We start from the raw sequence: 12,272 nt of genomic DNA, 5'->3' as shown, positions 1-12,272 counted from the left end.
AGTCAAGTACTTTGAATCAAATACTGAAAATTAGGTACATGGTGCTCCATCAGATACCTCCAAGAATGAGTTAAATAACTGACTAAATAAATTTAAAGGCGCAACAGGCTTATTTGAGGACTTCAACTTTAAGTTGGTTGTGATTGATTCGTTATTAAATCAATCTCCATCTTTTGAGTCGGAGTTAGAAATTCTAAAAGGGAAATATGTTGACAAGTTTGAATGGTATAGCGGTTCAGGTCCAATCGAAGAAATGTTAAAATTTTTCAGAAATTTGAAAATCGGTATTGGCTAAGGGCCAAGCTTTTGGCAGAAAATCGGATGCAACGGATCAAAATCCGTTGCGGGAGTTGATGGGATACTACGTATCCCAAATTGCTTTATTTGCAACTTTATACCTCGCAGCAGTCAGTGCATCTTCGACCCTTACTACTTTCGTCGGTGAACAAGTCACGTCTTCCCTGCTACCATAACAATCTAATCTTTCCAACGAACCATATCATATGGATAATAAAGTTGATCTTTTAAAATAGAATCATTTAGTCCTAAAATCTTTACTAATGCCCCACTTTCAAAGCTCCAATACCCAGTATGGATATTCCATTTACTTTTATGTGCGTCATACCATCCTGTATCCGAATGCCCCTTATACCATTCCTTTTGAAGATACCCTAATAATCTTTCTGAAGCTTTTTCTTTATCATTCTTGGATAAAGTAACCACATCCATTATACCCTTATATGGTTTGGGGAATTTAAAATTTTCATGACTCGGCCAATTTTCGATTCTACTACTTATCAAAAAGTTGATAAGAAAATCATTGGGATTATCGTTTTTCACACATTCAACAAGTTTTAGAAACTGTTCCTGTTCTACATTTAGCATCGTTCCAATAGATAACATCCAAACCATCTGAACATAGCCGTTTGATTGCGACCAAGCATGTTGAAAATAATCTATAGCTATTAAATACTCTTTTTTAATAGCTTCAATGGACTCTCCCATTGAATAAGCTGCTATCAAATTATCTAGTGAGTATTTCATCAAAGTTTGGTAAGTGTCATAGATTTTTTCGGTCTCATCTGGAGTGTATCCACCTAGATCCTCAAGCTCTTCCTGAATATATTCTCTTTGCCGTTCGATAATTTCCTGAAAATTTTCCCTCGAATTTAATTTGTCGCGTGTATCCATTATATATTTACCTCGATTCCGATTATTGTAGTATATACTTACCAGCTAAGAAGTACATTTAATAATGGACTAAATTTATCATTCATCCACCTATTTATTCGATCTTATCTAAAGCTTGGGCTACAATCGAAGTATGTTCTTTTAATTTAACCTTTTGCAGGTTTTCAACTTTTTCAGCACCCCCTAATCCTAAAAGAGGAACATATCCAAAAGATTCATCAAAATCAATAGCTCCCAATTTATCCTTTATGCTGGAAAGAAATTCATACCAAGAAGATCCAAGTTTAAATATTCAGAATCAGATAAATCTTCAAAAAAATACTTAAGTCCAGATTCCAAGATTACAATATTGATTTACGATCAATATCAAATATGTCGATCTCATTTTCTTCAAACAGTTCCTCCAGCACTTCAGTACCGTTCTCTCTCAGAAACCTCAACTCTGCTTCAGAAATAGGGATAACGAGTAAAAAGAAAATACTTTCATTTTCCACTTGAAAATCTTCCAATTTCTCTTCCCATAGATAAGGTGTTGTGAAATATATATGTTTCATTTCTGAGTCCCTATAGTACATTTCTACGAGAGTTTCAAAAACTGCTCCTTCACTGACCTTCCAGTTATCCTTGATGCAAAAGAATGCACTTGTACTTAAAATATTACCAATTTTGTCTTCAGAAGCGTATCCAGTAAACATTAACTCATATTTCTTATCACCAACAGTATAATCTGACAAACCAATTGTTGAATAGAACATAACGTTTTCATCAAGTGGATCAGGACACTGCATAATAAAAATTGAGTTCTCTCCAGTATCATCACCGTACCTTATTACTTTGGGCTCAATTCCGATTATTGGAGATAATTTCTTGTATAATTCTTTCTGTCTCTCTGTTGGTTTCATTTGGCCTCCTGTGAAACTGCTTAGTAGTCTATATTTGCATACTTTACCACTGACGGAGTTCTTAGCTAATTTTATTAATGGACTATATTCTGAATTCAAGCATTCATCCAAAAACTTCTCAACAGTTGCATTTTTAGGCCATCCAGCACAAGTAACGGCAAGTCCTTCTCTTATATCTGAATAACCTTTTTCTCTTTTGGGTTCAATTTTGTTGAAAGAAAATATTATTTCTCCTATTTCATTTTCATTCGAGATAACTTTATCTATACCCTAAGCTGCTCGGTTTTAGCCGATCCGATTGCTTGGACAAGTAGCCTTTAACCAAATCTAATGTGATCTCTTCAATTTCAAGATCACCGATACCACCGATCCACATCTTGAGCTGCAGCGCATACGCATTCAAAGTGTGCGTACTGAATCCCTGAATACGCTTGTCAGCATCATAGAAAACCCATAATTCATTCAATTTCATAAAAATACCCTCCCGTCTGTCTAGCTCTAGTTTCAACTAGAAACAGATGGATTTAGTCTTTAATGGCGGGTCTTCCCTTACTGAAGACTGTCTAATTACATGCCAAAGGAGCACCGCTTGGCGTCCCTTTCAATAAACTATTGTACCCTTAATGTAGAAAGCCAACATCGAATATATTTCTTACCTCAATTGCTTTATCAATACTTTCGGCTGAAATTTCTAACTTCTCATTTAAATCTATAATAAAACCATCATTGAGTTCAATAATATTAACAATGCCGGGAAGCATATTATTAATCTTTTGATTTTTAAAGTAAGTTAAGTAGCCTACCCATATATTTTGACCATTAGTTTTAACCTTACGTCTAAAATCATTGGAAATAACAACAGCATAGTTTAGGCTGCCTGTCATTTCTATACATTTAATTATTTTTATCAAAAACTCTTTTGATATCAACTTCAGAAAGCTATCTGAAAATTCAACATTGATAAATGCTGTTTTATTGGCTTCATAAGCCCCTTGTGTAATGCTTATTGATATTTCGCTTTCTTCACTTTCTTTATTTTTTTTAATGTAAAGTAAAGAGCTAAAGCCGGCCCAGCTTTTAGAGTTCTTTCTCAGTTCTTTATCATTTTTATTTTCATTTTCAAAAACATCTTCTCCTTTATTTGCAATTATTATTTTTTCAAGGTTTTCAACATTAAAATCGGATAGATTATTTTGGAAATGATAAACTGCATTCACAATGTCATCCCACGTTGATACCGTTACGTCCTGAAGAAGTTCATCCTTTATGTTAACAACAATTTCTTTACAAAAATTTATAAATTCATGTGCATACATTTCAATGCTCTGTAAACGAGTAATTATTTTTATTTTATCCATTTTCGCTTATTACCTCCTTCTATAGTTATTTTGTGTAATTCCATGATAGCAAAAATAATCATCCTCAGGATCGAAATTTGAACATTGAAATCGAATACTTTACCTTTACGCTATCCTGCCCGTTAGCGTAATAAAAACAAGGAGCAACTGCCGCGGCAAACTGCTCCTTATATCGTTCAACTAACGTGTCCCGTTAGCGCAATACTTAATTATCAACAATATCATCGTAAGCATCACCTATTGATTCAAAATCCTCTTTCAGCCAGTACCATCTTTCACCGTTATTTTGAATCGAACGTTCCAATAGTTCAGTAAATGATTTTGCTATTACTGGACAATCTCCCGCAACGCCATGTCTATCCCAAAAGCTATCGTAACATTTACCTAACCTCTCTTGGTGTAAATCTATAGAAATGTAGTCGCCATTTCCATCATGGGCAACAATGTACCAGTGTGAAGATATATCTTCGTCTACGGGTTCTCCAATAATGACAGGATTTGATGAAATAAAGTTTTCTGGTGGAACTATTTGGCAAACATAATCTTTGCTTCCAAAAAGAAGCACTCCTCCGCAAAGCTCATAAAAACGTCTGACATCGGGAGGAAGCTTATGCTCAGCAACTCGTGGCAGCCCAATTGGTGGACTAACTCTACAATTAGGTAAACGCTTTATTTGTTTTAATAATGCCTCTATGTCCTGCATGATACATCGTTCCTCTCATATCCTTAATTCCACTATCGTTTTTCGTTAATTCAGCGACGTTATGTGTCTGTTTGATCAACTGCTTCATGAAAATTAACTAATCCAGGTGACGGATGCTTTAGTAACTTGCCATTTGCCGTTCAGGTATTCTACAACGACTGAGGTTCCTATCGCACCTTTTGCGGATTTGTATAAGGAACCTTCAATGATGATTTTCTTTTTTATGATTTCGGTGTCCTTCACTCTTAGTAAGATGCCTTCAAGAGAGCGTGCACCTTTCAATCGCCCCTCTTTCTCCAATTGATCTAAGGTATTGTCCATCACGTCCACGTCGTATTTACTGAAATACTGTAAAACTTTTTCTCTATCTTCTTCAGGTAGATCCTTTAAGCTACTCATATCGATGGCGATATATTTCATGTTATTTGTAAGCCCATCCCCAAGTGGCATGAAAGCGTCTAATGCGAGTCGATAAATTTCTCCCATGTCCTTCTTCAGTTCGGATTCATTAGTCACTACCGCCATTTCCGCATAGTTTTTTTTGGCGGTTTCAGTATTCACACGTATTACAAGATCCTCTTCATCAACGGTTTTAGCACAAGCCGTGAGCAATGTCAGTACAATTACGATGAGTGTCATCTTGATTCTCATCTTATAAGCCCCCTGATGTGAAATTTTATTCATAACTAACAGACGAATGCGAACTATTAATGTTGCGTTATCCTGCCCGTTAGCTTAACAACAGGCTGCCGCGGCAGCCTGTTGTTTAATGTTGAGCTATCGTTACCCTTTAGCTTAACGTTTTACTTCCATGGTATAATGGAAGTAGCAACCAATCACCAGAGTGAGGCAATGAAACTGACACGAAAAGAACGGAAATAGTTGCATCACGCCAAGCAGGGGCAAGTCATTGAGTACCGCCTGAAATTCAGAGCAACGCTGGTATGGGAAGTGCTGCATGAACGCAAACCCGTCACGCAACGCTGCGAGGTAATTGCGATGGCCTTTGACAAACCTGCGTCATACGGATTTTCTATGCATGCCTTGTGGAACCTGGAAATTCTGACGAAGGCGGTCCTGGGGCATATTCCAGGACCGACAATGAGTCGGTCGAGTGTACACCGGACGCTGCAGCGCGTTTAACCGGAAGCACGGAAATCACTTTGAGTTTCATTCATGTGCAGGGTAGGAACTTCTGGGACGTTCTACTAGTCTATGTTAGCAACATTGCGGGCGCGAAGCCAGTGGAGATTGCCGTCGTGCCGGAGGTTGTTGTTCATATTGAGTTCAAACAAATGTCGTAAAATGTAGCGGCATAGGCAGAAAGGGGGAAGGCGGATGCCCAAAGTGCTGGTTGTGGACGATGACGCACACATTCGCGAACTGGTACGGCTCTACCTCGAAGATGAAGGGATCGAAGTAGTGCAGAAAGGAAACGGCGCTGAAGCACTGGAATACGCCGAGAATCATTCGCCGGATCTGGTCGTCCTGGATATCATGATGCCGGGAATGGACGGTTGGGATTTGTGCACCAAGCTCCGCGAGCTTGGGGACACGCCGATTCTCATGATTACCGCAAAAGGCGAGCCAGCGGACCGGATCAAAGGCCTCAAGCTGGGTACCGACGATTATCTCGCGAAGCCGTTCGACCCGATAGAGCTTACGCTGCGGGTCAAGGCGCTGTTGAAACGTTACCGGATCGCCTGTTCCCAAACGGTCCGGCTTGGCGATCTGCAGTTGGACCGCAAAAGCTACCAGGTGGTGAACAAGGACGGTCTGGAGGTCACCCTGCCGATGAAAGAATTCGAACTGCTCTACAAGTTCGGGAGTTATCCGGGGCAGTTGTTCACCCGGGATCATCTGATCGGGGAAATTTGGGGAATGGATTATGAAGGAGACGAGCGGACCGTGGACGTTCATATCAAGCGGCTTCGGGATCGCTTCGCCGAACACGAGTCTGATTTCCGCATTGTAACGCTGCGCGGTCTCGGTTACCGCCTGGAGGTGTACTGGGATTAAATCGCTCTATACCCGCATCGTCCTCCTCTTCATCGGTGTCATCGTTGTCAGCCTCATCATTGCTTCCATCGCGTCTACGCTGCTGTTCCAGAAACCGTTTGAGCAAACGCTGGAGAACAGCTTGTTGTCGAACGGCAAGCAAATTATTCAGACCTACCGTTCGTCCGCCGGAACGGAATTGATTCCTTTCATGAACAACGTTTCCAGCATATCGATTTATGCGATTCAACTGTTCGACGCCTCAGGCAAGCCGTTGCTGGAAGACAGGTCGGAGCCTGTCGTTCCCGATGCGGAACGGATTCGTCACGTGCTGGCTGATGGCGTGGCCAGAGACATTGGGAACGAAGGCCGGTATCCGATGGTCGGCCTCCCATTCCCGGTTGACGGCAAGTCCTATGCCTTATTCGTCATGCTGAAGAGCAACGAATTGTGGAAGCAATCGAACAAAGAAGTCAACACGGAGCTGTTGACCGTCTTTCTGATCGGAAGTTCCCTCATTCTGGCCGCCGCGCGATTCGTTGTGAAGCCGCTTCTGCAGTTGAGAGATGCGGCCGGGCGAATGGCTCAAGGCAATTTTGACGTGCAGCTCCGGACGAACCGCAAGGATGAGATTGGACAGCTTAACGCGAGCTTTAACGAGATGGCACAGGAACTTGCCAAGCTGGACCGGATGAGGCGGGAATTCGTGGCGAACGTATCGCATGAGATCCAGTCACCGCTGACGTCCATCTCCGGTTTCGCCAAGGCGTTGAAGCAGAAACGCATGAGCGAGGAAAGCCGGATGTATTACCTGACAATTATCGAGGAAGAAAGTGAGAGGATGTCCAGGATCAGCCAAAACCTGCTGCGGCTGTCTTCCTTGCAGCACGATCGTCATCCCGTCCAATCGGCGGCTTTCCGGCTTGACGAACAGCTCCGCAACGTCGTCATCGCTCTCGATCCGCAATGGTCGGGTAAAGAGATCTCCGTCGAGTTGGACCTGGAGCCAGTAACCGTCCATGCGGACGAGGATCAACTCAGCCAGGTATGGACGAATTTGCTGGGCAACGGCATTAAATTCACTCCTGTCCGCGGAAGAATCCGCATTCGCGCCTATGCCCACGGTCGCTCGGCGGTCGTCCGCATAACGGACAACGGCATCGGGATACCGGAGGATCAGCGGACGGATATTTTCAAGGCGTTCCACAAAGCGGACAAGGCCCGTGACCGCGCCGTCAGCGGAAGCGGACTGGGACTGTCCATCGTCAAGCAGATCGTGGATATACATGAAGGGGAAATCCGGGTGGACGGAGAGCCGGGCGGAGGTTCGATTTTCACGGTGAAGCTGCCGCTCAGGAAGGGCCTGTAACATCCGCATAGCAGCACATATCACCTGATTTAAACACAATTGGAGGCTCGCCGGCCTCCGATTGTGTTTTTTTTTTGTAACTCTCCGTTCATTTTCAATTCAAATTAAACGCGTATAGTGTTCCTAGATGAATGAAAAGGAGAGGGCTTAAATGAATTAGCTAACAGCTCCTCCACCTCAACCATAGTCTCTACGCATTTCGGTTGGATCGGCCTGCGCGGTGTAGGGATGAAAAGGGCGGTGGAGTTGCTTGCCGATGGTCGCGAAGAATGCAGCTTTTCAGGCGCACCACTCGGCATCAAGACTACAACACAATCGACGTACTTGGACTGGTTCGACTCAGCAGATGACAAAAGGCTGTTTAACGCAAGCGAGTTGTTGCAATTCGGAGAGCTCGCGAGAAAGCAGGAGAAAACATTACTTTTACAGTGGGAGGAAGATTATGCTTCTATCTTTTAGGATTTGGGTAAAACGCGTGGCCATCACCATCTTTATCCTTGTAATCGCTCTAGTCTCGATCGGCGGCATTTATGAACAGGTGGCTCGCAGCCGGGTTGCTAAGGATTTCCCGGCGCCTGGAAAGCTTGTGGACATAGGTGGTCGCGAGATTCATCTGAATTGTGAGGGTAACGGCACGCCGCTCGTCGTGCTCGAGGCAGGTGCCGACACAAGCGGGTCTGCGCTATGGCAACCCGTGCAGGAACAGGTCGCTCAGTTTACGCGGGTTTGCTCCTATGACCGGGCTGGCATTATGTGGAGCGATCCGGCCAAGGGTCGGCGAAACAGTCTCGCCATTGCCGAAGACCTTCACAAGGCCTTGCGTGCTGCAAATGAACAAGCACCTTATATTTTGGTCGGTGCGTCCATGGGTGGCCCGTACGTCATGACGTACACCAAGTACTACGAAAAAGAGGTCGCTGGGATGGTTCTGGTCGACGCCTCGCATCCTGAGCAGACCGCGCGCCTCGCTCAGGCCACCGGCGAGCCGGAGAGCAATCCAATTCCAATCGCGTTTCGCGCCCTCGCCGCAATTACGTGGACCGGTCTGCCGAGGCTCGTGCTTCCCGATGCTGAAGTCCCAGAGTTGCCGTCCCAGACGGCTAAAGCAATCACGGCCTATCAAACGACATCACTCGCAGCCGCCTTCGCGGAGGCAGCCGTATTCGAAGATTCACTACGCGAGGCCGGCACATTTCGCACCCTCGGCAACCTGCCCCTCGCCGTGCTCTCCAGAGGAAAGCCTTGGAGCGCTTTCAGCGAAGCCGAACAGACCGCAGGTGGCCTTACGCGCGAACAGTTCAATCGCGCAGAAGCAGCTTGGGCAAGCATGCAGGCCGAGGAAGCCAGTTGGTCCTCCAACAGCACGCACCAAGTCCTCGCAGACTCCAGCCACGTTATGCAGTTGGAGCGCCCGGACGCGGTCATTACTGCTATCAAGGACATCGTTGGAAAGGCAAGACGCGCCGATGCAAATCCCTAGTAGAATGTCCCAGAAGTTCCTACCCTTCACATGAATGGAACTCAAAGCGATTTCCGTGCTTAATACAATATTGATCGATTTAGTTATTCTGCCCGTTTAGCCGCGCCCACTTTACTTCGTCAAAAGGGTCAAGTTCTTGTCGTTCGTCCGCGATAAGAACTTGTCCGAATGAAAACAAAAACCCGCAAGTTATGCGGATTTGAATCGGGCTGTGTTCTTGTCGTCCGATATCTGTCGGACGGTGACAAGAACTTGATCCCGTCGTTTTGCTTCCAAAACTTCTAGCCAGCTTTGCACGTATTGCGCCGATTCAAATCAAGAATCTCGTTAATGCCGTATTCTTCGAACTTATCCAGCAGCGGGTCGCTGCCGTGCTTCAACTTGAGGTCCATTTCTTCTGAATAGAGAGGGACGATGGCATAGAAGTGTACGGTCCGCCCATCCTCCATGTCTAGAGAAAGAAAATCTTCATTCACTTCAAGGGGAGGCAGCAAAATGATTCCGCTCATTCCCGTTTGCTGCGATAGCGGTTCGGCCGGATCTCCATTAGGCATCGTATGCTCCCAGCCTAGCCAAGTGTCGTAGTCATGGGGAAATCGGGCCAACATTTTCAGCCATCGAATAGGCCAATAGTGATCCGGATTTTGTAAATCTTCTTGCGAGATCCGCCAATCCGGCGGCAAGCAGATCATCAATTCCGCGTATTCGTAGCCCTCCGCTCCTTCTGGCGTATTCATGGGCATAAAGCTCATGCCCGTTGTGAATAAAGTATAATAATTGCGTTCGGGAGTCGGTTTTATGACGTTTACGTCAATATGAACGACATCCGATAGGATTTCGTGGAAAACAGAATCGATTTCCCCGATATGCTGGCGCATGTGGTCTTCGATTTTCTCGATCCATTCTTCTTCCCCGTACTCCGGAGACCGCCATTCATGCTGTCTATCCCTATAGCGATAGATCGGGCTCCCCGACTCCGAATATTCCGTCGATTTCGACATGTTCGCCTCTCCTTTGCTTCCTCAATTTTCATCTATTTCATCATACCATAATGTCTATATACAAGGGATAAATCCCATCTCCCCAATATTCTTGTTTGATAGCGGTGGTGTCGACCTGCAATCAGGGAGCAAAGACCTCCGGATTATCGTCTCGCCATGCGCCTATGCAGCCAATTAAACAGGCCGTGTAGCTTCTCATCACAGTATCCATCTCACTGTCCGCATATTCAATTGCGATATTTATGCCCGGCTTGCGCCATGCCAATATTCGGCCGGAGAATCCAGGCCATTCACATTCTTCGTCCAGTTCGGGTTGACCATATGCCTTGATCGACTCATCCGGTGTTGAGCTCATCGTGATTCCCATGGGAAGGTATCCGGGAAACGGAGCTTTAATTCTGTCATCCGACCCGGGCGCAAGAAAATGTATGGCGCCAATGATCCATTCATCTTGATTTGTATATTTGAGTCCAGTCAGATCATTTATTTTTGGTGGGATATAAATATCGATGCGTATCGATGATTTCACAGACCAGATAATATCGTCGTTGAAATAGCTGTTCGGGGGTGGCATTCGCTTGACGCCGAATGATTGCAGCAAAGCTTGAACATTCTTGGGACTGTATGGATGGCCAAGCATTTCAATGAGCTGTTCAGATGGTTCTTTCATGCTTATATCCATTCCTTTCGCTTCGCTCAATGTACACAACGTGATGAAATCGTTGTGTACATTGAGCGAACTTTTTTTCTGAAAATAACCGTCGCCCGACTCGATGGCTTCAACTCCAGCTGCCGGAGATTATCCATCTTCGAGAAATCACACAATCATTTTATGTATACCGACTAATATCCATTAATCGCAAATCAGCTTGGGAAGAACGTTCAACCTTTTGGGTCGCTTGCGGCAATGCATTATGGGCAGAGGCCATATTTTCGCTTGCCGTTTGTTGGAACAGCCAACTTCAGAAATTGAAACCTTCCCCCTTCAAAGGCAGCCGTCCACACGAGGCCATCCAAATAGTAGTTATCCAACTCCTCGGCTCTCCTCGTGGGTGTGCCCAGCTTGGCTTCGATCAGGGCTCTTGAATCACTTTGTAACAATCCATAGGGAAGCGGACCGATATATTTTCCATGTTTCTTATCTTCTTCCATGATCGTCATTGTTAATTCATCAAATATATAATCACCCTCGCTTTTCTTGGTGATACCGTTGTTTTCAGCGCCAATATCGAAATGGAGAACGACACCCTCTCCACTCGCAAAATAGGTCGTATCAAGATTCCTCCGCACAGTCGGCCGCCAAGTTATCTTGTCCCTCGAAAGCTGATCGACCAAAGGAGGGTAAACGCTGCTGTGTCCCAAATATTCAATGTAATCCAGAGGGTCCATTACTGCCTCTTCCTTCCAGCTTTTTTAGTTTTTAATGAGTTAGGTGATAGAAAAATTCTTTTGCCAGGATGTAAAAAGCCTTTTATGGATCATCGTGAGGGCAGTCCATCTTCAACCAAACAATCTGATACGGTGATGGAATTTCTTCTCCACAAATGAATAAATTATTCTTGAATTCCTTGGAGACATACTCCCACTCGTAAACAGGGAAGCGGCTCATTAGGAAGGGGTTTATACGAGTATTTTCATCATCCTCAGATTGATGGATAAGTTGAGAAATCACTGACCAGATGATTTAGTTAACCCATTTTTCGAATTCGGATGCCTCTTTGGCATCATTTAGACGATAGATCCAAGAGATCTCTTTTTCATCATCTAAATAATCTGTTACGGAAAAAACAACTATACATTCTTGAAAAAATCCATCTAATCTCAACTGCTCCAGAGCGAGCACGCATGAATCATATAGGTATCCCTGAAAATTGATGAACTGTTCATCTGTAAGGGTTGATTTATGAAACTGCTCGATGACTTGCTGAACGTCATTAAACCACTCATGACCAGAGAATTCATACTTCCACTCGGCGGAACTCCATTTATAGTATAACGGATCGTCCGGATCTTTTTCGCATTTCTCCTTCAGATATTCTTTTGTGTTTGCAGAAGGGCAAACAGTCATTGCTCCTTCATCTGAATAGAGTCCGAAGGCGCAAAATTCATCGGTTGGGTTAGATTTTCGTAATTCGGAAAAGGAGTTTTGAGCTGCGTCTCTTATTAATTTCACAAGATCTATATTTTCTAGCATTTTTCACCTCATAAGAATATGTCTCTGCCTGCTTTCTGAAGGACCTCTACTAAAAGCCTCCTTTATCAAGATGATG

The 12,272-nt window shown here is 44.2% G+C and carries 16 protein-coding genes and 1 pseudogene; 6 read left to right on the top strand and 11 right to left on the bottom strand.

All coding sequences use genetic code 11. The features are described 5' to 3' along the window. Positions 1-124 precede the first annotated feature (124 nt). Positions 125-295: pseudogene (locus J2Z66_RS44230) on the top strand (DUF6892 domain-containing protein); the annotation flags it as partial. Positions 296-477: 182 nt separating this feature from the next. On the opposite strand, the gene J2Z66_RS36020 reads toward J2Z66_RS44230, so the two are convergent. From J2Z66_RS36020 to J2Z66_RS35990, 7 genes are all read right to left on the bottom strand, one after another. Beyond that, positions 478-1,191, bottom strand: coding sequence for a PoNi-like cognate immunity protein (locus J2Z66_RS36020; protein WP_209977725.1), 714 nt, complete (start codon positions 1,189-1,191; stop codon positions 478-480). 94 nt (positions 1,192-1,285) lie between these two features. Then, positions 1,286-1,441 carry a T6SS immunity protein Tdi1 domain-containing protein gene (locus J2Z66_RS36015; protein ID WP_312894946.1) on the bottom strand — a complete coding sequence of 52 codons (156 nt, stop codon included), beginning with the start codon at positions 1,439-1,441 and terminating at the stop codon, positions 1,286-1,288. A 91-nt stretch (positions 1,442-1,532) separates the two neighbouring features. Further along, positions 1,533-2,093, bottom strand: a complete 561-nt coding sequence (locus J2Z66_RS36010; protein ID WP_209977723.1) for a suppressor of fused domain protein — start codon at positions 2,091-2,093, stop codon at positions 1,533-1,535. 259 nt (positions 2,094-2,352) lie between these two features. Continuing rightward, positions 2,353-2,565 carry a site-specific integrase gene (locus J2Z66_RS36005; protein WP_209977721.1) on the bottom strand — a complete coding sequence of 71 codons (213 nt, stop codon included), beginning with the start codon at positions 2,563-2,565 and terminating at the stop codon, positions 2,353-2,355. Between the two features lie 148 nt (positions 2,566-2,713). Continuing rightward, positions 2,714-3,451, bottom strand: a complete 738-nt coding sequence (locus tag J2Z66_RS36000; protein WP_209977719.1) for a hypothetical protein — start codon at positions 3,449-3,451, stop codon at positions 2,714-2,716. Positions 3,452-3,656: 205 nt separating this feature from the next. Continuing rightward, positions 3,657-4,154, bottom strand: a complete 498-nt coding sequence (locus tag J2Z66_RS35995; protein WP_209977718.1) for an SMI1/KNR4 family protein — start codon at positions 4,152-4,154, stop codon at positions 3,657-3,659. Positions 4,155-4,247: 93 nt separating this feature from the next. Beyond that, on the bottom strand, positions 4,248-4,805 hold the full coding sequence (locus J2Z66_RS35990; protein ID WP_209977716.1) for a peptide ABC transporter substrate-binding protein: 558 nt from the start codon (positions 4,803-4,805) through the stop codon (positions 4,248-4,250). Between the two features lie 395 nt (positions 4,806-5,200). Between J2Z66_RS35990 and J2Z66_RS35985 the strand changes: the two genes are divergently transcribed. The 5 genes from J2Z66_RS35985 to J2Z66_RS35965 all read left to right on the top strand — a co-directional run bounded on the left by J2Z66_RS35985 (position 5,201) and on the right by J2Z66_RS35965 (position 9,001). Next, positions 5,201-5,458, top strand: coding sequence for a hypothetical protein (locus J2Z66_RS35985; protein ID WP_209977714.1), 258 nt, complete (start codon positions 5,201-5,203; stop codon positions 5,456-5,458). Positions 5,459-5,492: 34 nt separating this feature from the next. After that, complete coding sequence (locus J2Z66_RS35980) at positions 5,493-6,173, top strand: response regulator transcription factor (protein ID WP_209977712.1); 681 nt, start codon at positions 5,493-5,495, stop codon at positions 6,171-6,173. Further along, entirely contained in the window at positions 6,169-7,521 is a 1,353-nt protein-coding gene (locus J2Z66_RS35975) for a sensor histidine kinase (protein WP_209977743.1), read from the top strand. Before J2Z66_RS35980 ends, J2Z66_RS35975 begins: the two co-directional genes overlap by 5 nt. A 240-nt stretch (positions 7,522-7,761) precedes the next feature. Continuing rightward, positions 7,762-7,980, top strand: coding sequence for a hypothetical protein (locus J2Z66_RS35970; RefSeq protein WP_209977709.1), 219 nt, complete (start codon positions 7,762-7,764; stop codon positions 7,978-7,980). Next, positions 7,964-9,001, top strand: coding sequence for an alpha/beta fold hydrolase (locus tag J2Z66_RS35965; protein WP_209977707.1), 1,038 nt, complete (start codon positions 7,964-7,966; stop codon positions 8,999-9,001). The genes J2Z66_RS35970 and J2Z66_RS35965 overlap by 17 nt, the downstream gene beginning before the upstream one ends. A 281-nt stretch (positions 9,002-9,282) precedes the next feature. Here the strand turns inward: J2Z66_RS35965 and J2Z66_RS35960 are convergent, their stop codons facing one another. The 4 genes from J2Z66_RS35960 to J2Z66_RS35945 form a co-directional block, all read right to left on the bottom strand. Next, positions 9,283-10,002 (bottom strand): suppressor of fused domain protein, encoded by a 720-nt coding sequence (locus J2Z66_RS35960; protein WP_209977705.1) that lies wholly within the window; start codon positions 10,000-10,002, stop codon positions 9,283-9,285. Positions 10,003-10,123: 121 nt separating this feature from the next. Continuing rightward, positions 10,124-10,672: a hypothetical protein gene (locus tag J2Z66_RS35955; protein ID WP_209977703.1), complete on the bottom strand. Its 549-nt coding sequence runs from the start codon at positions 10,670-10,672 to the stop codon at positions 10,124-10,126. Positions 10,673-10,914: 242 nt separating this feature from the next. Beyond that, entirely contained in the window at positions 10,915-11,391 is a 477-nt protein-coding gene (locus J2Z66_RS35950; protein WP_209977701.1) for a hypothetical protein, read from the bottom strand. 295 nt (positions 11,392-11,686) lie between these two features. Further along, on the bottom strand, positions 11,687-12,196 hold the full coding sequence (locus J2Z66_RS35945) for a DUF4303 domain-containing protein (RefSeq protein WP_209977700.1): 510 nt from the start codon (positions 12,194-12,196) through the stop codon (positions 11,687-11,689). Between the last annotated feature and the right edge of the window lie 76 nt (positions 12,197-12,272).

It is taken from the genome of Paenibacillus eucommiae, assembly GCF_017874215.1.
Taxonomy (GTDB): Bacteria; Bacillota; Bacilli; order Paenibacillales; family NBRC-103111; genus Paenibacillus_AI; species Paenibacillus_AI eucommiae.
The sequence above is the reverse complement of the archived record's forward strand: the minus strand, read 5'-3'. Positions and strand labels throughout refer to the sequence as shown.